The 21,393-nt window shown below is 35.0% G+C and carries 24 protein-coding genes and 3 pseudogenes; 22 read left to right on the top strand and 5 right to left on the bottom strand.

From position 1 onward, the window contains the following. From AABM58_RS07835 to AABM58_RS07785, 11 genes and pseudogenes are all read left to right on the top strand, one after another. Nucleotides 1-213, top strand: a 213-nt coding sequence (locus tag AABM58_RS07835) for a transposase family protein (RefSeq protein ID WP_338406859.1), incomplete at its 5' end; no start/stop codon positions are given. A gap of 17 nt (nt 214-230) precedes the next feature. Beyond that, a pseudogene (locus AABM58_RS07830) lies at nt 231-524 on the top strand (major capsid protein); the annotation flags it as partial. 188 nt (nt 525-712) lie between these two features. Beyond that, complete coding sequence (locus AABM58_RS07825; protein WP_253302202.1) at nt 713-1,018, top strand: head-tail joining protein; 306 nt, start codon at nt 713-715, stop codon at nt 1,016-1,018. After that, on the top strand, nt 1,019-1,540 hold the full coding sequence (locus tag AABM58_RS07820) for a phage tail protein (protein WP_338405929.1): 522 nt from the start codon (nt 1,019-1,021) through the stop codon (nt 1,538-1,540). After that, nucleotides 1,537-2,013 (top strand): hypothetical protein, encoded by a 477-nt coding sequence (locus AABM58_RS07815; RefSeq protein WP_338405928.1) that lies wholly within the window; start codon nt 1,537-1,539, stop codon nt 2,011-2,013. Before AABM58_RS07820 ends, AABM58_RS07815 begins: the two co-directional genes overlap by 4 nt. Beyond that, nucleotides 2,000-2,464, top strand: a complete 465-nt coding sequence (locus AABM58_RS07810) for a phage baseplate assembly protein V (protein ID WP_253302204.1) — start codon at nt 2,000-2,002, stop codon at nt 2,462-2,464. Before AABM58_RS07815 ends, AABM58_RS07810 begins: the two co-directional genes overlap by 14 nt. Nucleotides 2,465-2,597: 133 nt before the next feature. After that, a protein-coding gene (locus AABM58_RS07805) for an IS5 family transposase (protein WP_338405927.1) occupies nt 2,598-3,390 on the top strand; the annotation gives its coding sequence in 2 pieces (ribosomal slippage) (nt 2,598-2,861 and nt 2,863-3,390; 792 coding nt in all). Beyond that, entirely contained in the window at nt 3,356-3,592 is a 237-nt protein-coding gene (locus tag AABM58_RS07800; protein WP_338405926.1) for a PAAR domain-containing protein, read from the top strand. The genes AABM58_RS07805 and AABM58_RS07800 overlap by 35 nt, the downstream gene beginning before the upstream one ends. After that, nucleotides 3,576-4,673: a PDDEXK nuclease domain-containing protein gene (locus AABM58_RS07795; protein WP_253302206.1), complete on the top strand. Its 1,098-nt coding sequence runs from the start codon at nt 3,576-3,578 to the stop codon at nt 4,671-4,673. The genes AABM58_RS07800 and AABM58_RS07795 overlap by 17 nt, the downstream gene beginning before the upstream one ends. Nucleotides 4,674-4,706: 33 nt before the next feature. Continuing rightward, nucleotides 4,707-5,042 (top strand): GPW/gp25 family protein, encoded by a 336-nt coding sequence (locus AABM58_RS07790; protein WP_253302207.1) that lies wholly within the window; start codon nt 4,707-4,709, stop codon nt 5,040-5,042. Nucleotides 5,043-5,044: 2 nt separating this feature from the next. Further along, complete coding sequence (locus AABM58_RS07785) at nt 5,045-5,839, top strand: baseplate assembly protein (RefSeq protein WP_338405925.1); 795 nt, start codon at nt 5,045-5,047, stop codon at nt 5,837-5,839. Here the strand turns inward: AABM58_RS07785 and AABM58_RS07780 are convergent. Next, nucleotides 5,827-6,102, bottom strand: coding sequence for an HU family DNA-binding protein (locus AABM58_RS07780; protein ID WP_253302209.1), 276 nt, complete (start codon nt 6,100-6,102; stop codon nt 5,827-5,829). The genes AABM58_RS07785 and AABM58_RS07780 overlap by 13 nt on opposite strands. Nucleotides 6,103-6,149: 47 nt before the next feature. Between AABM58_RS07780 and AABM58_RS07775 the strand changes: the two genes are divergently transcribed. The 9 genes and pseudogenes from AABM58_RS07775 to AABM58_RS07735 all read left to right on the top strand — a co-directional run bounded on the left by AABM58_RS07775 (nt 6,150) and on the right by AABM58_RS07735 (nt 13,789). Continuing rightward, the gene (locus AABM58_RS07775) at nt 6,150-7,190 is read left to right on the top strand and encodes a phage tail protein (protein ID WP_338405924.1); all 1,041 of its coding nucleotides are present in this window, start codon (nt 6,150-6,152) and stop codon (nt 7,188-7,190) included. A gap of 211 nt (nt 7,191-7,401) precedes the next feature. Next, nucleotides 7,402-8,748, top strand: coding sequence for an IS110 family RNA-guided transposase (locus AABM58_RS07770; protein ID WP_338406860.1), 1,347 nt, complete (start codon nt 7,402-7,404; stop codon nt 8,746-8,748). 1 nt (nt 8,749) lies between these two features. Then, nucleotides 8,750-8,932 (top strand): annotated as a pseudogene (locus tag AABM58_RS07765) (phage tail protein); the annotation flags it as partial. A 143-nt stretch (nt 8,933-9,075) separates the two neighbouring features. Continuing rightward, nucleotides 9,076-9,822, top strand: a complete 747-nt coding sequence (locus AABM58_RS07760) for an ankyrin repeat domain-containing protein (RefSeq protein WP_338405923.1) — start codon at nt 9,076-9,078, stop codon at nt 9,820-9,822. A gap of 16 nt (nt 9,823-9,838) precedes the next feature. Further along, nucleotides 9,839-10,408, top strand: coding sequence for an ankyrin repeat domain-containing protein (locus AABM58_RS07755; RefSeq protein WP_253302212.1), 570 nt, complete (start codon nt 9,839-9,841; stop codon nt 10,406-10,408). Between the two features lie 184 nt (nt 10,409-10,592). Next, nucleotides 10,593-11,174, top strand: coding sequence for an ankyrin repeat domain-containing protein (locus AABM58_RS07750; RefSeq protein WP_338405922.1), 582 nt, complete (start codon nt 10,593-10,595; stop codon nt 11,172-11,174). Nucleotides 11,175-11,217: 43 nt separating this feature from the next. Beyond that, nucleotides 11,218-11,649 (top strand): DUF2924 domain-containing protein, encoded by a 432-nt coding sequence (locus AABM58_RS07745; RefSeq protein WP_338405921.1) that lies wholly within the window; start codon nt 11,218-11,220, stop codon nt 11,647-11,649. Between the two features lie 10 nt (nt 11,650-11,659). Then, nucleotides 11,660-13,162 carry a recombinase family protein gene (locus AABM58_RS07740; RefSeq protein ID WP_338405920.1) on the top strand — a complete coding sequence of 501 codons (1,503 nt, stop codon included), beginning with the start codon at nt 11,660-11,662 and terminating at the stop codon, nt 13,160-13,162. 21 nt (nt 13,163-13,183) lie between these two features. Then, a complete protein-coding gene (locus AABM58_RS07735) occupies nt 13,184-13,789 on the top strand; it encodes a hypothetical protein (RefSeq protein ID WP_338405919.1) in 606 nt (201 codons plus the stop codon). A gap of 69 nt (nt 13,790-13,858) precedes the next feature. Here the strand turns inward: AABM58_RS07735 and AABM58_RS07730 are convergent, their stop codons facing one another. Both AABM58_RS07730 and AABM58_RS07725 read right to left on the bottom strand, forming a co-directional pair. Next, nucleotides 13,859-14,785 (bottom strand): Rpn family recombination-promoting nuclease/putative transposase, encoded by a 927-nt coding sequence (locus tag AABM58_RS07730; protein ID WP_338405918.1) that lies wholly within the window; start codon nt 14,783-14,785, stop codon nt 13,859-13,861. 359 nt (nt 14,786-15,144) lie between these two features. Further along, entirely contained in the window at nt 15,145-15,903 is a 759-nt protein-coding gene (locus AABM58_RS07725) for a hypothetical protein (RefSeq protein WP_338405917.1), read from the bottom strand. 79 nt (nt 15,904-15,982) lie between these two features. Here AABM58_RS07725 and AABM58_RS07720 point away from each other — a divergent pair. After that, nucleotides 15,983-16,213, top strand: a pseudogene (locus AABM58_RS07720) (TomO hydrophobic C-terminal domain-containing protein); the annotation flags it as partial. A 266-nt stretch (nt 16,214-16,479) separates the two neighbouring features. On the opposite strand, the gene AABM58_RS07715 reads toward AABM58_RS07720, so the two are convergent. Both AABM58_RS07715 and AABM58_RS07710 read right to left on the bottom strand, forming a co-directional pair. Next, entirely contained in the window at nt 16,480-18,681 is a 2,202-nt protein-coding gene (locus tag AABM58_RS07715; protein WP_338405916.1) for a hypothetical protein, read from the bottom strand. Between the two features lie 9 nt (nt 18,682-18,690). After that, complete coding sequence (locus tag AABM58_RS07710) at nt 18,691-20,031, bottom strand: hypothetical protein (protein WP_338405915.1); 1,341 nt, start codon at nt 20,029-20,031, stop codon at nt 18,691-18,693. Nucleotides 20,032-20,749: 718 nt separating this feature from the next. On the opposite strand from AABM58_RS07710, the gene AABM58_RS07705 reads away from it, so the two are divergent. After that, nucleotides 20,750-21,310, top strand: coding sequence for an ankyrin repeat domain-containing protein (locus AABM58_RS07705; protein WP_338406858.1), 561 nt, complete (start codon nt 20,750-20,752; stop codon nt 21,308-21,310). Nucleotides 21,311-21,393 lie beyond the last annotated feature (83 nt).

The raw sequence follows: 21,393 nt of genomic DNA, 5'->3' as shown, positions 1-21,393 counted from the left end.
TTACCGCACAGGAAAATGAAAAAGAATCCGTTAAGCAAAGAACAAAAAAAAGAGAACAGGGCACTTATGAGCCAAAGGGCAATTGTTGAAAACGTAATTGGCTTATTGAAAAGGTTTAAAATCATCTCGGACAGGTATAGAAACCGACGAAAACGTTTTGGTTTAAGGTTTAATTTGATTGCTGCAATTCACAATTTTGAGCTCCATACATGAATTTTGAAAGAAGTCTATTCTGTGGAATAACATTTGAGGAGTACAGAGGACAAGCAACTGATCCTGAAGGAATTGTGAGAAGATTTATAGAAAAAGATACGGGACACTGTTTTCCACTTGGTACAGCTAACACATTTACGACATATTTTGCGCCAGCGGACTTTAATGAAACGGTGAATACCCTTGGACAGCCACTCTATGCAAAACAAGAGCCAAGAAGATTTGATAGAGGGACCGATTTACATACTCAGTCAAATCCTTTACCAATGTGCCATCGTCCAGGCATATTAGTCAAGCTTGTTACAGCATAGAGGAGAGAATGACTTCAATCAAACCCTCCTACCAATATAGCCACTTTCTTAGCGTGCTTTTTAAGTTACTATATAAAGGCAAGGTATGCAAATGGTTTTTGTAGACAGAGCAACTACAAGAAAGGAGGTACGAAAAAAGATTGCTCTGCCTACACAAGCTTTAGAAGTTTAGTAAGTATAAAGGAAGAATGCAAGAAAATATTAAAAGGTTATTGAAAGATTGTTTTGCACATTTAGGAGAGCAAGCGTTGTATGAGTCAAAGGATAAGTCATACCTGGTGCAGATATTAAAACAACAGCCAGATAAATTATACGAGATTGGTGAAGGACAATTTGTAGGGGAGATGTTGATTTTGGAGGTGAGTATATTCGATGTATTGCAGCCAGTAGTAGGAGATATCTTTATTATTGATAAGCGTAAGTACAAAATATATTCACCACCACTTAGGGATAATTCGGGAATGGTATGGAAAATACAAGCAGTGGGGGTATAGATGCGTATTAACATCGAAGTCACCGGTAGCATAGAAAAAGTTATGCAAAGTATAGATGCTGAAAGGAAAAAAGTGGAAAAAGCGACGATGAGGGCACTAAACAAAACAGCACTTTGGTTAAAAACGCAAGCTGCTAAGGAAATTAGTGAGGAAAAGAAGATAAAATTAACGATAATGAGAAAAAGGTTGCGAATCTTTAAGGCAAGAACAAGTAGATTGGAGGTTTTAATAAGAGCAAACTTGTATGACATCAAAGCTTCATCAATGGGTAAAATGAGACAAACAAAAAGAGGTACAAAAATAGGAAAACATGAGTTTATAGTAGCATTTATGGCAACAATGCCAAGAGGAAATAGTGGTGTTTTTAGGCGTGAAGGAAGAACAGCTTTGCCAATACAAGAGGTAAAATTAGCACTGGAGCCAGAAGCATCAAAAATAATAAAGGAGCTAGTTAATTATGAAACAGAAGGGATATTTGAGAAATATTTTGAGCGTGAATTAAACTATATTGTAAAAGTATGATTTTAACTGAGTTGCACAAAGCAATTTGCAGGATGTTGAAGAAAGAAATACCAGCGATAAAGACATGTGAAGTATATCCAACGATAAGAAGGGAAATAGTAGCGCCAGCGGTATTTGTAGAATTGTCAAGTTTAGAGCAAGGAAAAGATCCGGGAACAGAAGAATTAGCCCTGAAAGCAAGATTTGAGGCGAGAGTGGTAGTTGATGGAACAGTCGAGGATTACTCGGTGGTTGTGAGAGAATTAGCAGCAGCAGTTGCGAAAGTAGTGAATAAAAATACTTGGAACGTGGAAAATGTTTCGCCAGGTGAATTTATATCTGCGGAAATTGACGGATTTAGACCCGAATTGGATGCGTATTTAGTGTGGATGGTAGAATGGGTACACGAGCTACATTTAGGAGAATCAGTCTGGTTAGAGGAAAAAATTAAGCCACATAGCATAAATGTTGGAGGAATTAATGTTGGAAAGTAATTTTGCTATTTCAGAGTTGCAAAGAAAGTTAGCTAACATTGTACGTATTGGGCTTGTGAAAGAAGTAGATTATGAAAAAGCGAGAGTAAAAGTGCAAATAGGAGATATTGTAACAGATTATCTGCCATGGATAGCAAGAAGAGCTGGAGAAGATAGAATCTGGTCACCATTGAGTCTCGATGAACAAGTGATAGTATTATCGCCATTTGGGGAATTATCATTAGGGGTAGTGTTACCAGCAATTTATCAGCAGAAGTATTTTCCCTCAGAATGCCGAAAAGATGCTCATATTTTTGAGTTTCAGGATGGAACGAAATTATCGTACGATAAGGAGAAGCATCATCTTGAGATTGATGTAGTAGATAAACTAATGTTGAAAGTAGGAGGATCAAGCATAGAGATGACAAAAGACGGAATAAAACTTAAGGCACAAAGAATAAATCTAAATTGAGGAAAAGGTGAAAAAAGGAATAGTGAGGCTAGGAGACTACTGTGGAGAAGCTATGCCGCATTTTTGTATAAGAACCTGTACATGATCTCAAGAAAGGAATAAACTAAGAGATAATGTATATAAGTTAGGATATATGAGGAGTTTATACCCAAGTAATATAAGTCGGGAAAGATTTGAGATTATATTACCAGATCTAGAGTCCTGTAGAAAAAAAACAAAACCAAGAAAACTTGATTTGTATGATGTATTTTGTGGAGTGTTATACGTTCTGAAAAGCGTTTGTCAGTGGAGAATGCTACCAAAAGAGTTTCCAAAATGGCGCAATTGTTACGACTATTTTAAGAAGTGGAGTGAAAAACCAGATGCAAATAAAGAAAGTGTTCTGGAGCTGGTGTTAAAAAAAAATAGTTGGCGTAGTCCGACAAAACAATGGTCGGAAAGAAAAAACCAGCTTCTGCATAATTGATGCACAGAGTGTAAAAAATGCAGATACTGCTGAAGAAAAAGGCTACGATGCAGGCAAAAAGATTTCAGGAATAAAACGCCATATTGCAGTAGATACGCAAGGTTTGCCACATGCAATTTATGTAACAACAGCAGAGATAACTGACCGTAGCAGTGCTGTGAGAATGGTAGAAAATGCAAAAGAAAACCTCTCGGGAGTTAAAAATGTACTGGTTGATGCAGGCTATACGGGAGAGAATTTTGCAACACAAATAAAAGCAACTATTGGTGCAACTGTTGAGGTAATAAAACGCAGTGAATTACATACCTTTGCTGTATTGCCAAAAAGATGGGTTGTAGAGCGTTCTTTTGCTTGGTTGGAAAAATGTAGACGGTTATGGAAAAATTGCGAGCGTAAACTCAACACCAGCTTGCAAATGGTAGTTCTTGCTTTCACTGCTTTGTTCCTCAAAAGATTATGAACAGGTTCTAAGAGGAAGCAGTGATGTATTTGCGAATAGTAGACCAATTTGTAGGCAAGGAGATAGTTTTAGTGAAGATAAGGTAATGGCACAAGGGTCAAAAACAGTGTTTGCTAATGGTCATGGTATAGGAAGAGTTGGGGATTCAGTATCTTGTGGGTTCAAAGTAATAAGTGGAAGTAGTAATGTTTTTTCAGAATAAAAATAAACCATGTGCTATACTTACCAAAAGTAAAATTATGAACATGGATATAACTACTAGCCTATTAGGAGACGTTAGTAATTTAATAGATAGAGCAAAGAATCATCTTTCTGTTCAATTCAATTCTACTCTAGTATTGTTAAACTGGGAAATTGGCTCCAGAATTGATCAAGATATCCTAAAGCACAAACGTGCAGATTATGGGAAGCAAATCATCTCCCAACTTGCAAAAGAACTTCAGATGAAATATGGACGTGGATTTGATAGAGCTTCATTATTTCGGATGGTGCAATTTTCCAAATTCTTTCCCGATCAAGAAATTGTCGCGACACTGTCACAACAATTGAGTTGGTCACATTTTGTAGAAATTATTGCAATTTCTGATGAGCTGAAGCGTAATTATTATATAGAAATGTGTCGTATTGAAAGATGGAGTGTTAGAGCACTACGTAGTAGAATCGATACCATGTTGTATGAACGTACAGCACTAGCAAAAAAGCCTGAGGACTTCATAAGACAAAGCATCAAACAGTTACGTGAAGAAAATACGTTAGCCCCCGAATTCATTTTTCACGATCCATACTTCCTTAACTTTGTGGAATTGCCATCAAGTCATAGTGAGACTGATCTAGAAAATACGATTTTGGATGAACTGATAAAATTTTTACAAGAGTTTGGTAATGATTTTTGCTTTATAACACGTCAAAAAAGGATGAGCACTGATGCAACTGATAGGTATTTAGACCTGCTATTTTTTCATAGAGGATTAAGACGTCTTGTTGCAATAGAACTAAAAATTGGTCGATTTGAACCAGCTTATAAAGGACAGATGGAATGGTACTTAAATTGGTTAGATAAAAATGAACGAAAACCAGATGAAGAAAAACCTCTAGGGATTATTTTATGTGCTGATAAGGATCAAGAAGATATAGAATACCTGGAGCTTGAAGGATCTAATATTCATGTTGCGCAGTATTTAACACATCTGCCTCCTAAGGAAATTCTTGAGGAGAAGTTGAGAAAAGCTATCTCTATAGCTCGTGAAAAATACGAACGACTTAAAGTACTAAGAAGAAAATGATTAAACAGATATAACACAAAAGGCAACGTATTTATGCGAGGAATGGACGTTAATACTGGAAAAGAATTGGAAGGATTAAACCATCTAAAGCAATCGATAGTTGACATACTGACCACGCCGATAGGCAGCAGAATCATGCGTAGGGACTATGGATCGAGGTTACTTGAATTAGTAGATCGGCCAATAAATAGAGATTTTTCGTTAGAAATTTATGCAGCGGTAGCAGAAGCACTACAAAAGTGGGAAACAAGGTTCAAACTCGAGAAAGTAAAAATCACAGAAGTGAAAGAAGGAAAAGTAACGCTTGATCTAGAAGGATTATACTTACCAAGTGGAAGAAATATTCGCTTTGACGGGGTTGTGGTATAAAGATGGAGCAGCCAAATATTATCGAACCACTGAACTTTGAAGAGATTTTTTCTCGGATGAAAGAAGAGTTAGTGAAGCGTGATGCAAGTTTTACAGCATTAGTAGAAAGTGACCCAGCGATGAAGGTATTAGAAGTAGCAGCATGGCGAGAACTGTTGCTTAGAGAAAGAATAAACGAAGCAGCAAAAAGCAATTTACTGAAGTTTGCAAGGGGAGAAGAACTTGATAATTTAGCTGAGTTTTATGGAGCAGAGAGGCAAGATGGAGAAGAAGATGAACGCTTCAGAAAAAGAATCAAGGCAAGAATAGTTGGCTCAAGCACAGGAGGGAGTAAAGAGCATTATCGGTTTCAAGCACTCTCAGCAGATAGTAGAGTAAAGGATGCGCTGGTTGAATCAAAAGTGCCAGGAAGTGTAGAGATCTCGATTTTATCCACGGAGTTATCCACAAATGGCATAGCGTCTGAAGAACTACTTGATATTGTAAGAAAACGAGTCACCAGGGATGATATAAGGGTATTAACAGATACGATAACAGTAGTTGGTTGCAATATTATTGAAATAAATATCCACAGCAGAATTAGTATTAAAAGACCAGATATTATTGAAACGGTGAAGAAGAAATTTATAGAAAAATTTGAAACAACGAAAAGATTAGGATGGAAGGTGACAAGATCGTGGATTATAGCGAATTTGTTCGTAGAAGGAGTAGAAAACGTAGAATTAATCGAGCCAAGAGAGGATGTTGTGGTACTGGGGAATGAGTGTGCAGTGCTTGGGCTACGTCAAGTTAGATAGGATTTAAAACGTATTTTTTTGTTTTGTGGAATCGTAAAAGTTTCACCAGTGAGGGGATTGCGTGCAATAAGTGGTTTAAGGTTTACTGGATAAAAATGACCAATGTTAGGGAGACGAAAATATTGATCTTCTTCCAGAAGTTGTAACTTGTTTTTTAAAGTATTGATAATATGGTCAAATATTATGGAAGCGTGTTCAGTGTTTTTGATATTAAGAACATCTTTATTTTTCATAAGTTCCGCAATGATCTCTTGCTTACTCATAAGTTACCTAAATAAAGAAAGTTAAAGCAACTTGAAAGAAAAGACAAATGAAAAGTTTATTACCCCCAAATGCAACAAAACAGGAAAAAGCGCTAGTAGAAGCAATCGATTACAAAGTAGATCCAAGCGGGATAAGAGGATTTAAGTTTAATCCTAAAGAAGAAATATTGCCATGGATAGTAGAGGAATATGGTATAGAAGAGATTCTGCGTTGGGCAAAAGACAAAAGAAGAGCGATAAAAGAAGGGGTAGAATTTCAGCGTTTAAGAGGAACACCTGCCTCACTGAAAATAGCATTAAAATGGGCAAACATAGAAGATATTACGATTATTGAAGAGCCACCCGGTAAACACTTTTTTGAATTACAGATAGGGATAAGAGACGTACCAAACGACTTCTTCGTAGATGCAGTAGTAGAGCTGGCAAAACTATCACTGCCTGTAAGATCCAGATTGATGAGGATTTTTAACGATTATTATAATGCGCAGAGATTTATATTGGACGAGAGTTTATTTGGAGATCTTCTTTCTGACTATTCGGGGGTAAAAATAGAAAAAGATGGACCAGTGTTATCATTTGGAAGAGTGAACTTTTTCAGATCTAGCAGTCCATTAATTGAGGTTATAGAGAGTTATCTACGCGATCATTATGAACGAGCTTTAAGCAATGACATATATCGCTTGGATGTAGCAATACTTGGAGAAACCGAGCCTCATACTAAGAACTATAACGGTATTTATGAAAGAAATCATGTGTGGTATAACTTCAAAGCGCTATATCCGCTACCACAGAGCTTACTACCGGCAATTAAGTTTGCTAAAGCGCAGATAGTATTATCGGACAGTTGGAGTTTAGGAGAAATAAACGCATGTTTTCCGGTTACTAGTATAGAAGAGGAAGGGGATAAATTTTTATTGGGAAGTAGCAAACTATCTGAACAACTGTGGAATTTAAAATACAAGCCAATTTTAGAAAGGTTTAGCGTTACTCACCGCTACAAGGTAGAAGATTTTACCAACCAGAAAGTTATAAGCGTCAAACAGACGAAATCTGTCAAACCAGGAAGAAACTCCCAATTTAAGTTTTGAGTAATTTCTGATATAACTTTGTGAGAAGCGCTTTTGCAGTTATAACCGACCAAGTCACTGGTGCCTTTAGTGCCCGTTCGTAAGCGTGGTTTTGGGAGGAACGGTCAAATCATTGATGGAGTTTTTGTAGACTACCTCGGTTAGGAGATTGTACTATCAACCGTTCCAAGCTGAAGCGTTTCCCTATTACAAATTATACGAAGGAGTTGCCATGAAAAAAGCAAAAAGTAAATTAGAAATAGTGAATCCTGATGCAGCAGGGATTGATGTTGGTTCATCTGTACATTATGTATGTGTACCTGAAGGAAGAGATGAACAACGTATCCAAAAATTTGGCTGCTTCACTGAAGACCTTCATAATTTAGCACGGTGGTTGAAAAAATGTAAAGTTACAACTGTAGCTATGGAATCAACAGGAGTATACTGGATTCCTTTATTTCAAGTACTCGAATCATATGGGTTTGAAGTAAAACTGGTAAATGCGCGACATGTAAAAAATGTACCTGGAAGAAAGTCAGATGTTCAGGACTGTCAGTGGTTACAACAACTACACAGTTATGGACTACTTCATGGATCATTCAGACCCGATGATCAAATTTGTGTATTGCGTAGTTATGTGCGGCAACGTAAAAGTCTTACTGAAAGTGCATCTACACATGTTCTGCGTATGCAGAAGGCATTAATTCAAATGAATATACAGCTGCATAAAGTTATAAGAGATATTACTGGAGTAACTGGTATGAAAATTATCAAGGCTATAATCGAAGGCGAAAGGGATCCTGAGAAATTGGTTGAATTCAGGGATGCACGAATAAAAAATGATCAGTCTACTATTGCAAAAGCGTTAGCTGGTGACTATAGAGAGGAACACTTATTCACGCTAAAGCAAGAATTTGAACTATATAATATCTATCAAGAAAAAATAGCAGAATGTGATAGAAATATTGAGGCCTATTACAAAACGTTCGAAACAAAACCTGGCGAAAGTAAACAGTTGAGTAAGGAAAAGAATAAGCATAGAAAAAGTAAGCCAAACTTTGCTTTGCACGAGGAACTGCACCGGATAACTGGTATGGATTTTACTAAAGTTCCAGGGCTTGATGTACTAAGTGTACAGACCATAATTTCAGAAACTGGTATAAACCATAGTAAATGGTCAACAGAAAAACACTTCTCATCGTGGTTAGGACTCAGCCCTGCCAATAAAATTACAGGAGAAAAAGTGTTTAGCACAAGAACGCGTAAAGTCATTAATCGTGCTGCGAATGCATTTCGAATGGCTGCTAATTCTGTGGGAAATAGTAAAAGTGCATTAGGTGCATACTACAGGAAATTAAAAAAACGATTAGGAGCGCCAAAAGCAATAACAGCTACTGCAAGAAAGATAGCGTGCATATTTTATAGTATGCTCAAATACGGACAGGAATATGTAGAAAAAGGAATGGAATACTATGAAATACGCTATAAAGATAGAACTGTAAAAAATTTGATCAAAAGAGCAAAGGAACTTGGCTATCTCTTGGTAAAAAAAGATGAGTTAGTTCAAGGAGTTTCTTAGGAGATTTGGTTTAACAGAACACAATGTTCATTTTGGAAGCGATTTAAATTCAGAGCAAAAGGATTCAATACATGAACCGGAAAATTACATTTTAGTGTTTTACCCAGGTGTACTAACGTGGCACGAACATCGTCATTTGAACAGGTCTTGGGAAGAAAAACAGATCATATGTTTAATACGCTAAATACTTATATTTATATCTTCATATATTACATTAACATTCGGTAAAAATGTGTGTTTTTTGAAAAAAAAAGTTGCTTTTTGATATCAAAACAGGCATAACTAGAATAGTAGTGGGTAAACATAAGAAGTTTACTTTACGCTAGAATGAGCCAAATTGGCGATTTTATGTATGTTTTTATAGTGAGGTATGTAATGAGGTTTAGCAAGGAAAAGAGAGAAGCTTTTAATAAGTCATTTTATGAATTATTAGACAACTCGTTTAAGAATATTAATGAAAAAGATGAAAAAGGGGAAACGATACTACATAAGGCAGCAAGAATGTCGACAAGAAAAAAAGTAAGTTTTCTAGTCAAGAAAGGAGCGGAAGTCAATGCGAGAGATAACAAGGGTTTTACACCGTTACACTGGGGAGCATTAGCGAAACGTCTAGAAAACGTAAAAGAGCTGACAAGGTCAGGAGCGGAAATAAACGCTATAGAGTATGGTAGTAAACATACAGCACTACATCTTGCATGTATGGTAGGAGCAGAAAGTATAATAAAAGTGTTGGTGAAAGCAGGAGCGGCAATTAATCAACAGAGTAAATTTGGTTGTACACCAATGTATTGGCTAATGGACAATGAAAAGAATAAAGAGGTGAAGAAATTCCTGGAAAAGCAAGGAGGTGTAGTAAGAGATAGACCAGAGATATGCGATGAAATAGTGGAGTCGGTTGGAGAAATGGTAGATGTATGGAGTAGAAAATTTTTACCGAAGTTAAAAGGGAAGGTGGTAAGTTTAGAAGAAATAAGAAAAAGAGATGAGTCGCTAATAATAGAAGATTTTAACAACGTAATAAGCAGGGTGGTGGGCAAGATGAACACTATGATTAAAGAATTTGATGAAAGATAGATAGTTGAGGTATATTATGGTAAAGTTTAACAAAGAAACAAAAAATGCTTTTGATAAGTTACTGAAAGCAATATCAGAAGAAAACATAAAAGGAAAAGATTCAGGTGGTTGTACGGCATTGCACCGAGCAGCACAAGTGTCAAACCCAGAAGTAATAAAGTTATTAATAGAAAAAGGTGCAGGTATAAACGATAGAAACAATAGAGGCGAGACACCGTTGCACCTAGCAGCATTTTTAGGAAATAGAAAGAATGTGAAAGCACTGATAGAGAAAGGAGCCGAGGTAAATGCAAAGTCGAACAACAAAGCAGTACCACTACACTTAGCCTGTTTAGCAGGGAGGAAAGGAACAATAGAAGAGTTAATGAAGGCGGGAGGAGATCTTGATACAGTAGATAAATTTGGATGTAGTCCACTAAACTATGCGAAGATTTACCAGAAGGTAACGAATTTTCTAGAGAAAAGGGGAGTGAATATGAGAGATGTGGCGGTGATGTATGGAGAAGCAAACAAGGCAATAGAGGAGATAATGGAGAAACGAAACGTAAATGAATTACAACAGCAGGAGGTAGATTTAACAGATTAAACATATAGATTTATATCTTAATATAATATGCTGAAAAAATGTGTATATTTTGTAAAAAAAAACTTGCTTTTTATGCCAAAACAGCCCTAAGTGAAAAAGTAGCTAGTAAATAAACAAGATTTGCTAAGCGCTAAAGTGAGCCAAATTGGAGCCACTTTATATTGTATTAATAGCTGAGGAACTTATGGTAAAATTTAGTAAGAAAGAAAGAGAAGAATTTAATAAGTCGTGGAAAGAAGTATTAGATAACCCAATAGAAAATATTAATAAAAAAGACACAAAAGGAAGGACGATATTACATTATGCAGTAGGGATGCTAGATCCAAAAAAAGTGAGGTTATTAATCAAAAAAGGAGCAGATATAAATGTGGCGGATGCAGGGCAATATAGACCACTACACCTAGCAGTGATGGGCCAACGTCTAGAAAATACAAAAGAGCTGATAAAGGCAGAAGTCGATGTAAACGCAGTGGAACGAAATAGCAAATTTGCCCCGTTACACCTTGCCTGCATGGTAAGTGAAATAAAAATAGTAGAAGAGCTAGTAAAAGCAGGAGCGAATATAGAGCAAAAGGATAAATTTGGCAAAACCCCAATGGATTATGCGAGAAATAATAAAGAGATAAAAGAAGTGTTAGAGAACGTAAGAATCGCAAATAAACAGAGGGAGTTTATAGAAAGAATAAGGGTTGTATCGGAAAGTACGACAGCAGGTGTGATAGTAGCAAAGGAAGAGCTAGAAACTGTGGATGAGAAAGTGCTATAGCGTTTTAAAAATTCAGAAGGGCTGTGTTTGAAAAGGTGATCATATGGAAAAAAAAGTAGAAAAAGAGGTAAAATGCTTAGAGAAAAAACCACTAGCAGAACTGAAAAAAATATGGAAGAAGGTATTTGAGGAAGAAGCACCTAGACACTCAAAGAAATACTTGATACCGAGGTTAGCATATAGGTTACAGGAGAAAGCGTATGGAGAAATATCAAGAAAAGGAGCAAAAAGACTAGAATACCTGGCAGATCGACTAGAGAAGGGAAAAAGAATAAGTAGCGATAAACTGCCAGTGGAGGGAACGGAGTTGATACTAGAAAGAGGTGAGGAAACGCATGCGGTATTGGTAACAGATACTGGTTTAATCTACCGAGAAGAGTTTTATACGTCATTATCAGCGGTAGCCGGAAAAATAATGGGAATGAGCTACAACGGTCCTTTATTATTTGGGATGCGTGATAAAAAGGTAAGTTGAGGGGGAGAAAATGCTAAAAGAGGTGAGGTGTGCGATATATACGAGAAAATCAAATGAAGATGGACTAGAACAAAAGTTTAATAGCTTGGACGCACAAAGGGTAGCATGTGAAAAATATATAAAAAGCCGAGAAGGGTGGGTAGCATTAGCCAAAAGGTATGATGATGGAGGCTATTCAGGAAAAAATTTAGAAAGACCAGCGATAAAGGGATTGTTTGAAGATGTAAAAGCCGGAGAAGTGGACTGTGTGGTAGTGTATACGCTAGATAGGTTATCAAGAGAAACAAAGGACTGCATAGAAGTAACGTCATTTTTTAGAAGGCACCGGATAAGTTTTGTAGCAGTGACGCAAATATTTGATAACAACACACCAATGGGAAAATTTGTACAAACAGTGTTATCAGGAGCGGCACAGCTAGAAAGAGAAATGATAGTAGAGAGAGTAAAAAATAAAATAGCAACATCGAAGGAAGAGGGTCTATGGATGGGAGGGAATGTGCCGCTAGGGTATGACGTAAAAGATAAAGAATTAATAATAAATGAAAAAGAAGCAAAAGTAATAAAGCATATATTTGAGAGGTATATGGAGCTGAAATCAATGGCAGAATTGGCAAGAGAGTTAAACAGAGAAGGATATCGAACGAAAGCAAAATCAGATATCTTTAAAAAGGCCACAGTGAGGAGAATAATAACAAATCCGATATATATGGGAAAAATCAGACATTATGAGAAGCAATATGAGGGAAAACATGAAGCGATAATAGAAGAAGAAAAATGGCAAAAAGCGCAAGAATTGATAAAGAATCAACCATATCGAAAAGTAAAATATGAGGAAGCGCTGCTAAAGGGGATAATAAAGTGCAAGAGCTGTGAAGTAAACATGACGCTGACCTATGCAAAAAAGGAAAATAAAAGGTATCGATACTACATATGCAATAACCATTTAAGAGGAAAAGATTGTGGATCAATAAATCGAACCGTAGTAGCAGGAGAAGTGGAAAAAGAAGTAATGAAGAGAGCGGAATGCTTATATGAAAATTGGGAAAAAGGGGCAAAAAAAGAAAAATGGGAAAATTTAAGTTTCAGAGAGCAGAAAGAAGCAGTGAAAAAATTAATAAAGGTAGTGTGGGTAAGAGAGGAAGGAGTAGAAGTATGTTCTGAATCAGAGGAGACATTTATAGCAATGAATTTGAAGAAGAAAGGAAACAAATGCACAGTAGTGGAACCAGAAGGAAAAACAAACAATGCGCTACTGAAAGCAGTGGTGAGAGCCCATCTTTGGAAACGTCAACTAGAGGAAGGAAAATATAGAAGTGTGAAGGAGCTGAGCGTTAAAATTAATATAGGTACAAGACGTATACAACAAATTTTAAGATTAAATTATTTAGCTCCAAAGATAAAAGAAGACATAGTAAATGGGAGGCAGCCAAGTAGTTTGAGGTTGGTTGATTTGAGAGAAATACCGATGCTGTGGAGTGAGCAATTGGAGAAATTTTATGATCTTAATTTATAAAAACAATAGGAGAAAAACATTATGAGAACACCGAAAAAAATATGGAAAGATATTGCTGAAAAGCTTAGAAATAAAAAAGGTACCACTACCGCAAAAGGAGCTGATATGGAGATGCCGGCAGATGTTGAGGAAGTTAAAGTTGAAATAAAAAAGCAAACCAATACAGTTGATAAAGCTACAGAGACTGACACTAAATTATGTAATATAAATAGTGAAGATCTTCAACCTATATGTGAAAGTAGCGAAAAAGCGCAAAATGATTCAGTAGAAACCACTGTAGAACCAACTTCCGTCGATAGAGAAACTAATGAGCAAGAGCCAAATGCCCCTGACAGCCCATCTTCCGCTGAACTATGTTTTGATGGTGATGCTGCAGACAAAAACCTATCAGCAAAAGCACTGCAACAAAGGCAAGCAATCATATTTGGTAGTGTTGGTGCGGCATTACTAGTCAGTAGTATCGTAGCTTGTATCTTGAAAATGTATGCCATAGCGGTGATTGTGGGAATTGTTGGATTAGCTTGCATAGGTTTTGCGCTGTATAATATCATAAATCCCAACACCAAGCTCGAGAAAGTAGAGGACATAGAACAACCAATTGTTGAGTCTTCTTTGAATCCAACATAAAAGGACATACTCAAAAAACGTCAAGTAAATTTCAAATAAAGTAATTTCTTTAGAAGAATCTATAAGTTATTAAACTTTCTGCAATTCTTTTATCTCACTTATAGAAAGACCAGTAAACTTGACAATAGTGTCAATATCAACATTATTAGCCAGCATTATTTTTGCTACTTCAATTTTTCCTTCAATTTTTCCTTCAATTTTTCCTTCAATTTTTCCTTCAATTTTTCCTTCCTCTTTACCAATTTTTTTGCCCTTTTCAGTAGCATCATCAAGTCTTTGAGCGAGGACAGCCTGTTCATCAAGAATACGTTTTATTTCCTGTTCGTAGGCAATAAATTCTTTCTCTGACCAGTTAAATCTATTTAGCTCTTCATAGGCTTTTTTGATTATAAAATCACTCCCTATTATTTTTTCCAGCTCCTCTTCACTGGTTTCCTCTGCATACCTAAAGAAATAAGCCCACTTTTCTACTATATTCTCCAACTGATCTTCCTTATTCTTTGGAAATTTTGGCAACTCAATAAATATAAAGTAAAAATCTTTTAGATCGTGTTCATTAGTGTCTTCATCTCGAATAGTATGCTTTGACTTGTACTCAGATTTATTAGGAAACAGTACACAATCTGCTATAGCAATGAAGATAATTTCCTTAAGGTCGTGGTATTGATCACCCTTGTCAGCTTGTCTTGAATAAGCTTTAGCAGCATAGTACTGAGCACGTTTCTCGAAGCCTTTAGTTTTAGCGACCTGCATTTCGACTATTACTTGCAGTCCATTTTCATCTCTACAGAGAACATCAACAATACTTTGCTTTTTAGCAGCAATATCAGGGTCTTGAACAGTACTTAAAAACTCTATATCCTTTATTTCATTTTTACCAGTGAAGCCAAGGATATCGTTGAGAAAGTGAATAAGAATGTCCTTATTTTTTTCAGTACCAAAGATACGCTTGAACGATATATCATTTTTGGGATCAAGAAACTTAGAAAAAGTCATAGGAAATTAACCTAAAAAGCATTAATAATTATACACAATTCTGAAGAAATGTTCAACCTTTTTATGCTAAAGTCTATTAAAGTTAGCTGAATTTCAAGAGTTGGTGAAGAATCTACTTGAGGTAGGTGTTCCTATTAATATAGGCGACTGACCTAAAAAATCTTAAAGCTAGTGGTATGCTTGAAAGATCATAAGCGCCAAGATAACCTCTTAAGAAGAATCTCTATGGCTATCACTTAACATTTAAAACAACTTCCCCTTAACTTGACGCGTATGCTTTTTTGAACATTCCCATTTGTCATATTACACCTCTTTGAAAAAACGTTTTATTTTACTCCAAAAACGTCTTAACTTTCTCTCTACTTTTTCTGGGTAAGGTCACTCGCTACTTTGTTTGAGTCTGGTTCATCTAGTTTATTACTAGGTTCTGATATTGCATATGTAATAACGCCAGCAACAATCCCAACTACCAAAGCAGCAGCCACAGCTATGCCAATTAAAGCCAACATTGGTAATTGAACACCGAAAGCAAAACATCCACCAATGACTGCTAATGCAGCTATGACACCACAAACACCACCAGTTATCATTGCTTTACTAGTTGCTTGTTTAGTTTTTGCTTCGTTTTTTAGAGGCTGCGTCGCACTTCCGTTACTAGGTGAGTTTTCTTTCACTGCTTTAGACATGCTCTTTTCAACTTGACAAATTTTGTCTAGCATATTCTGATTTTTAACTCTTCCTAAAGCATCTTTAATGTGTCCACGATCATCTTTGCTTATAACCTTCCAAAATGCTTCTAACCCACAACTTTCCTCAATTACATTTAAATATCTTATACATGGGGAGTTAGGAGCCATAATCAAGTCAATCAGTGAGGCATAAATTTCTGTACTATTATAAATAACAGAGCAAATCTCATCAGTTACAATTTCTTTTAATACATTTTTCTCTTTAGCCACATTAAAAACAACTTTCAAGGCTTCCCCTTCATCTTCAAACTCGCCAAGCAGTGCATTACTACTACCATGTTGCTTTTCTCTAAAAACATTCAGGAAATCATCTTTTGAAGCTCCTTGTAGAATTCCAGCAACGTCACCATCATTTTTTATTGCGTCCAATAACCGATCATATAATTACCTATATAAATAATAAATTAATTATTACATGTTTCAGCAGGGAAGTCAAGAAATTCTGTAAAAGGCAAGTAATTACGCCTCTGTTTCTTTTTTATTATCTGGGGTATTTGCTGTTGGTGCAATTTTAACAATACCTTATTTAGCAATATGTATTTCACTTGCTGTAGCCGCATTAACTTTTCTTGCAGTAGGATGTTACTGTTCGTATAAAGCAAATACAGTACTTAGCAATGTTGAAGTTAAAAATGGTGTTGATTCTGCGGCTATGAAAGTTTTAAATAGCTCAAGTTGAGAAAGGATAGCAAGAGTGGGAATGTTCAAAAAAGCATACGCGTCAAGTTAAGGGAAAGTAGTATAAAGGGAAATGGTAAAAACTATTTTAGATAGTAAGCAATAAAGCTAATAGTTTATGGATTTTTCTAAAAAAATTATTTTATTTTAGATCAAAACCTCCTCGAAAAGTAAATTTAACAAATAAGATACCCCTTTAAATGTTGCTATATTGGGCAATATTTCCTTAACTTGACGCATATGCTTTTTTGAACATTCCCGACTAGATCACTGATTAACTGCTCGAGATTGACCCGCTTGTTGAGCATAAGGTTGTTGGAGACTACCTGACTGTTGACCAAGAGCAACCACAGAACTATGTCTTACATCTACCTCTACAAACTCATTACCAATTTTTATAAGGGAACCTTCATCTGTTGCACCTTTATTAAAAACAGCATATATCAGTTTCACTTTGCCGGCATCAGTAATTACCTTATACGCTTCACCTTCTTTATATCTTGTCAACTGGTCCTTAGCCTCTTTTTCTTTTTTATCTAATTCTCCTTTCTTAGCAAATTTTAGCTCTATTCCAACTGGAGGGTATTCTTCTTTTTCATCAGTAGCATTTATAACCAACATAACATCCAACTTCTCTCCACCACCTATTTGAAATTCAGTAATAACTTTTATATTATCGTCACCGTAGCTACTAAATAAACCATGCAATACAGCTTGAAATGTAGCCTCATTGCTTATTAATGATTTGAAAGGATGTAATATACGAGAAATTTCTTCAAATAGTTTTTTGTAATCATCATATTTACCAGACTTTATAGCTTTGCTCAAAGCTGCTTTAAATTTTTTATTTTCCATAATTGGAGTAAAATTACCTTGTAAAATTTCTTTATCTCTTTTGTATTTGTCCAATGAGTTATACGTATTTACTGTAATCCCCTTATTCTCATCACAGTACTGATCAAATGGATTCTTATTACTAGGTGTACTGTATAAGTTACAGGTTATTTCTTGTATCTGTATGTCATTAACGTTTTGAATTCCTCTAATATTTTCAATAGGAATTCCTTTATTGGCTGGCACTCTCAATACAAATTTATTTTTTTCATTTATGTTGAGTATAAGCACCTTCTTACCTACAGTTAGCACTATAGTTGTAACACAATCCGCAATACTTTCTTTTGCTGCCTCTAAGCGTGTCTGTGATCCAGTAACCATTTTATCGTTTTGATCATAAATAAAAATATGTTTACCTAACTTTTCACGCTTAATAATATTAGGAATAAGTGCTAGTTGACCTAAGATCATTCTGCTGACATAATTAATATTATCACTTCCACCATTGCTCCAAACAATCCCATAGTAAAGATACTCTAGCTGTTTTCTTATCACCTCAGCATTCGCTGCTTCAGTGCCAAGTAACTTTTCTATTACAGAATTACCTTCTCGACTAAGAAAATTTTCTACATCAATTCCAACATTTCCATGATCAACCATTTCAAAATTTAATCCTACACAAATAGCTTCATTAGCTATAGTAATCATTCTTATAGAGTTAGAAAAAGAGCCCTTAACATAATCTTGTGCTTGCTTCAATGCTTTTATCACTGTACTTATCTCACCAGTACCTGCTTTAAGCTCAATAATAATGGGAATAGAGCTTAGCGACTTATCAGAACCGCGCACAAGTAAAATAATGTCTGCGTAACCTTTTCCAGCAAACAATTCGAGATAAAGTTTTAGATGAAAACGATACTTGAAATTCATCAAAAACCCAGCTAAAAAACCATGATAACTTGATTCTTTGCTACTAAATGGAATTTCTTCTTTTTTATACTTCTTATAAACATTTGTAATATAATCAAACACTTTTCCAGCGTTCTCTTTTACTTTTTTAGAACTTTGATCATTCAATTTTGAAATTAAGCTCTCTAGGTTTTGCCGGTCTTGAGTCTTTTCTATTTCTGTAAAAATTTTTTGTGAATAGTCAGTCTTTTTACTAAAAGCTGGATCAACCTTTCTATACTTTACTTTTTTTCCTGTAATTGTTATTTTATGCTCTTCTTTTTCATAGCTATCAAATAGCGTCAATCTTATCACTTGTTTTATTTTTTCTAATTCTTCTTCACTAAACTTTAGATGCTTGTTATTACTAGCCTCATCAGAAATTGTTATACACTTCAATTTCTTTTTACCAGTTAATACAACTATTTTTAAAGTTCTATCACCATCAAAACGAAAATAAAGTTTTTCGATACTAATTTTAGTAGCAAGTTCTGTGTCTAATACAGTAGCAAACATACCAAAAAAGAAACTAGGAAAAAAGCCTGGCTTTCCAACTGAATGCAAAAAAGAAGGAGACTGACTAATAAATGACTGAAACCTTTCTTGAAAGTCTAAAAACTTATCTTTTGATCTATTTTCCATTAACAGAAGTTGTACCAATTCAAATGGCTTTACATTTCTTGGCATATGATTCTCCTATTTGCTATGGCCTAAAGATTTTATATTATATGGGGTATCAGTTGGACTGAGACTTGACTGTGGCAAAGTATCACCAACTTCACGAAGTGACTCTTTAGAAGCTTCTTCAGCTAATTTAGAAAATACTTGTTCTCCTAACTGCAACTTTTTGCCTCCATGAAATAACTGAATTTTTCTTAATACAGAATCTTTAACCTTTATTATCTCTTCATCACTCATTTCTTTGTTATTTACATGCTTTAATACCTCCTCTAATACTCCTTCTTTACTTCCTTCCTGTCTACTTGGATCCACAATTAAATTTGCTATTGTACGTGTAACTGAATAATCTACGAAAACAGGAAAAATAGACTGTTCTCCACAATCTTGAGTTTCATGTTTTACTATATGCTTCCAAACATTCATCATACATTTTTTTGTTTCCTCAGACAGATCTAAATTCTTCAATACTTGGTCTGATAATGAAGATAAAAAGATTGTGTAACGTTCACATTCAAGCTGACTAGACAATTGGCTTAATTCCATAAAAGAATCAAAACAATACTGATCTATTAGCACATTCAATACTGCATGATAAGTATTTTCCTTATAATCTCTATCTAGTAATTTTTTCTTTTGTTCATCATCCATTTTGGACAGGCAAAACTCTATAGTGTCTACTTCTTTGTAACCCTTTACTGCAGATAAAGCTGCTTCAATTAACAAATTATCTTTATCTTGACTAGAAATACTAGAATCATTGTGCAACTTATTATAGAAGAACTCTATACCTTCTTCCCAGTTTTTATTAGAATTTATCTGTATAGATTTTTGCAAACCTTCAAATGATTTATATTCGTTTAGTTTTCCAATCTGCTTATCAATAAGAAAAGACCAGAAAGCTTCTATAGGGCTAGTTTCTTCAATATTTTCCAATAATTCTCTTCTCAGATCATCATCAGATCCATCCTCTTCAAAGGCACTTCTCTTAAATCTCATAAATACTTGTTCAAATAATCCAGGAATCTTATCTTCTAGACAATATTTACATGCCAAGTAATGTCTATCTGCAAGATCAAGCGGATTTTCTTTTCCGTTTTTATTTTTTTCTTCAGTTAGCCTTTCACCAACAGCTTTATTTTTTAATTTTATTCCATCCCAACAAGAATTATCAGAGAATATATCAGAGAAAAATTTTAGTTTTTCCTCATCAAAATCTTCAATTAATTGAATATAAACCCTTAGCCATCTTTCTACTCTAAGGTGTTTTCTCGCTTTAACTTGATTATCGTCGTCTTTAATAGCACCTTTTAATATATCAAGTATTTTATTGTAATTGTGATCTAAGCTAGATTCCATACCCGCAACCCCATTTTGTATTTTAATATAAACTTTAGTCTAGTAAATTATCGTTGCCAAGCCAATCTTTTTCTCCAAACCTTACCACTGCACAACAGGAAATTTCTTGAGAGCCAAGTATGATATTTTCATTCTAATAATTAATTGTAAAACATTTTTATTTACGAAAAAATAGACCTTGTTGTAACTAAAGAAACGTCTATTTTAGTGCCACAAAAATTTGAATTATTGACTCTTCCTAAAATTGCAAAAAAGATCGTATATTTGTGAGAACAAGCCGCGTAAAAATAAGGTTATAAAAATAGAAGATTTAAATTGTTGCAACAAAGCCAAGCAAATTGGTTCATATCTAAATGTGGTAAAAGTAGGCTAATATAGCTGACTTTGTGGTATGGTAGAATTATTATAAAGAAAAGTTCGAACGGTACACATGGTAGACCATAAGATTCCAAAACGAACACCTCTCACGTTTGCTGGTTTTGGGTGCTGGAAATGGTTATATAGTTTAAGTTTTTAACAGTATATATTGCTAAATTAATAATAGTTCATTGAAGACTTCCATCAAAAATTATTCCAAAAAAATTTCTAAATATGAGTCGACAAATTTTAAAGATGGAGTATTATGCTCAAAATGTATTACTAATGAGGGTTTAAAATTAGAACAAGGTAGTTTTTTTTCCAATGTAGCATGTCTTGAAAATAACTAGGGGAGGTTATTATGTTTTTGAAAGAAGAAAGATACAATATCCAACAAGCTAAAGGAAGTAATTCAGGAGTTTTTAAGCAAACAGTTAGCCAGTCTAAGTTAATAAGAAAGCGAAGGTATGGTTCTAAGGAGGCAGATTTACTTTATTTCATTAGGGGATGTAGAGATTGCCAAGGTTCCAATCTAGAAAATCTAATCAAAAAAATTAAAGAATTGATTGAAAATGAAGGTGTAAGTATTAATTATCAGGATGGTGATGGCGATACATTTTTACATGCTGCCATCGTTGAAAACATACCAGATGTTGCTAGTCTTCTCTTAGACAATGGAATAAATGTCAATATTCGTAATAACAAAGGTGAAACACCACTTCAATTAGCCATAAAGGAGCACAGTTCTGATTCTCAATGGGATGCAGGTATTAAAAGATTAGAGGAGTTAAGCAAAGCTGATCAAAATAAAGGTCTACTGTCACCTGATGGTCAACAAGCATTAGAGAACAGTAGTTCTGAATTTATCAGTAAGCGTCAAACAGACGAAATCTGTCAAACCAGGAAGAAACTCCCAATTTAAGTTTTGAGTAATTTCTGATATAACTTTGTGAGAAGCGCTTTTGCAGTTATAACCGACCAAGTCACTGGTGCCTTTAGTGCCCG

The sequence above is a fragment of the Wolbachia endosymbiont (group A) of Longitarsus flavicornis genome, assembly GCF_963931955.1.
Lineage (GTDB): Bacteria > Pseudomonadota > Alphaproteobacteria > Rickettsiales > Anaplasmataceae > Wolbachia.
This window is presented reverse-complemented; position numbering and strand designations above follow the sequence as displayed.